The 2,717-nt window shown below is 57.5% G+C and carries 2 protein-coding genes and 2 pseudogenes; all 4 read right to left on the bottom strand.

What is annotated here, in order from left to right; genetic code table 11:
• Positions 1-1,121: pseudogene (locus tag Q0349_RS10020) on the bottom strand (hypothetical protein); the annotation flags it as partial.
• Between the two features lie 223 nt (positions 1,122-1,344).
• Entirely contained in the window at positions 1,345-1,980 is a 636-nt protein-coding gene (locus tag Q0349_RS10015) for a single-stranded DNA-binding protein (protein WP_298080762.1), read from the bottom strand.
• A 12-nt stretch (positions 1,981-1,992) separates the two neighbouring features.
• A complete protein-coding gene (locus Q0349_RS10010; RefSeq protein WP_298080761.1) occupies positions 1,993-2,319 on the bottom strand; it encodes a hypothetical protein in 327 nt (108 codons plus the stop codon).
• A 7-nt stretch (positions 2,320-2,326) separates the two neighbouring features.
• Positions 2,327-2,717, bottom strand: a pseudogene (locus Q0349_RS10005) (hypothetical protein); the annotation flags it as partial.

Genomic DNA, 2,717 nt, shown 5'->3' with positions numbered 1-2,717 from the left:
ACGTTTTTGTGGCAGGAGGTCTCGACCGGGTACATCTTCGACCAAGCGACGCCGCGCATGCGGTAGCGCGGGATGCGGTAGATGCGTCCGGTGGGTTTCTCCTTCTCGGCGAGCAGGTCAACCGCACGCTGTGCCACCACCGCACCGATCTTGGCGCTGTCACGCTGGTCAACGGAACCTTCACGCGGGTAGATGTGTCCCCAGCGCTCGCGGAACAGTTCACGCACTGCTTCCATGATTTTCTCCAGCACCTTGGCGATGACGCCTTCTGCCTGTTTGTCACGTTTGGTCGTCGGGCCGATAACGTCGCGCGACAACGGGTTGAGGATGGTCAGCGATTTTTCCGAATCGGCGACCGGGTAGCCGATACGCCAGGGATATACGTCGCCACCGGAGAGGTAGTACGGCTCAAACGGCGTGCTGTTGACCGGACAAAACGGGCTGTCGCCGACCTTGCCGCCGACAGCAGAGAGCGCTGCATCAAGCTGCAACATCAACTGCTTGATTTGCTGGATGACCGGACTGTTGGCAAGCATTGCCAGCACTTCCTGATAGCCCAGCGCTTGGCTGAAAACCGGCGGCCAGTTGGTGTCACCCGTGACCCAGCTTTCCAGCCACGCCTTGACGTCTGCCTGCGAGATTTGCGGTCTTTGTCCGCCACCACCGTTCGCTTCCGGCAACTTCACCCCCTTGAAAGTGAAGGCCTCAATCAGCATGGCCACCGGGTGGCCAATGACCATCGCATCGGAAAACTGCACCGACTGATGCTTGCCGAATTGGTCGTGCAGGTAATGCCCGCCCGCCATCGGCACGTTGACGTTAAAACCGAGCAGGGTGGCGAGCAGGCGTGAAAATACCGTCCGCGTGAACTCGTAGTAGGGAATGGCCAGCAGCAGGCGGTACTCGATGTAGGGGAAATACTGCAACTCACGGTGGCTCATCTCCAGCAAATCCGGCGAGTAGTGTGAGACGTGCGGCGTCCAAAAATAGCTCACCCCCCACCAGTGGATGACCATGCGCAGGGTAATCCCCTCGATGGTGTACTCCAGGCAGGACGGCAGCTGCGCCACGGTGGTGGTCGCCAGCTCCAGCGTGGTGAAGCCGCCGGCGGACTCTAACACCTTGCCTTTATCGTCCCCGCTGCCCTGTTTTTCGTTTTGCCCCTGAGCGGTGTTATTCCCCGGCGTTGCCGGGGCCGATTGCGTCGGCGCCGTCACGGCACGAGGCATAGCAGACTGAGCGAATGCAGGTGAATACTGGAAGCTGACTGCCCCGATCAGGGCAGCCAACAATCCTGTGTACAGGCGGTTTCTGCGCAGCTTACGTAATGCCGCGCGGCAAACCTCAGAACGGGCTGCCATCATCATGACCATCATCCTGTGGCGGAATATTGCCGTTATTTGCCGGAGGCTGCGCAGTACCCACCGGCGGTACAACACCCTCCGGCGGCGTATTGTCGCTCCAGTAATCGCCCTCCTCCCGCTCGTCCCAGCCGCCATCCCCGGCAGCGGCTGGAGCACTTGCCGCACCAGCAATATTTTGTCCCGCGCCGTCTCCTGCATCGCGCTTGCCAATATTGGGTTGCGGCTGTGGTCCGCCCTGGCTGCGCTGGCGGTAGCTGACGCCGGTAATGCCGCGCAGGTCGAGGGTGACTTCGTGAGCGGTCACCTTGTAACCCGCCTTCAGCTCACCAGTATCCTTATCAGTCCAGGTATCGACGTGCAGGTCACCGGAGACGACGACTGCCGTTCCTTTCTTCAGTAACTGTGCGGCAGATTCCGCCTTGTTATTGAACCAGGATACCTGTAACCAAAACCCTCCCTTGTCAATGTACTGGTCCGGGCCATTGGGAACGGCATCGGGATTTTTTACCCAGTGCGGTTGATAAACCGAAAAGTTGATCCAAGGTCTGCCATCTCTGGTTTTCCCGAAGACCGGATCACCGCCCAAATTACCTTTTATTTCGATATGTGCGCCCATACAAGCTCCTTTTTACAATAGAACGAAGATTAAGATTGAGGTCACGGCAAAAGGCATCAACATATATGCTTCAGATGGATGCTGTTCACCGACTAGTATCACAGTAACAATATAGAGTACATGCCCCAAAAATATTGAGACAATAGCGACAATGGCAAATATTTTTCCTTTGAGTTCGTCTGACGGCGTCGTATCTCCACTGTAATCTTGGGAAATGAACGCCGAAAACATGCTTGTTATGTATGCAGCTACGGTCACCCAAAAAAATATTGACATTTCATATGCTCCGTATGAATTAAAAACCGGTGTTTGCAATGTATTGTCCAAATGAATTGCCATGTATCCGCTACGGGTTCCCGGAATGATTTGCCCCGCTTGCCGGAACATTCCCGCCTGTTGCAGGCGATTGCACCGCTCCTGTACCTGTCCCGGCCTCTTGCCGCATCGCCTCCAGTTGCTGTTGCAGCGCAACGGCCTCTGCCGAAGGCGGGGTGTCCGCTCCTTCCGTCAGCACCGGTTGCGGCTTTTCCGGCGAGGGGATGGTGATGGTTTCCGGCTGGTCGCGTGGCGGACGTTGCACGGATTCATCCCGCACCTGCCACACCACCCCGTCTTCAATGACCGCCGGGTACTGCTCAACCCCGAGGCGGTGCAGCACCGCATCCAGGAGTTCCGGTGGTTCTGGTGCGGCGCCAATCAACAAACCGCTGCCTTGATACTGCTGCATCAGCGCTGCC

The sequence above is a fragment of the uncultured Cardiobacterium sp. genome (assembly GCF_938028185.1).
Lineage (GTDB): Bacteria > Pseudomonadota > Gammaproteobacteria > Cardiobacteriales > Cardiobacteriaceae > Cardiobacterium.
This window is presented reverse-complemented; position numbering and strand designations above follow the sequence as displayed.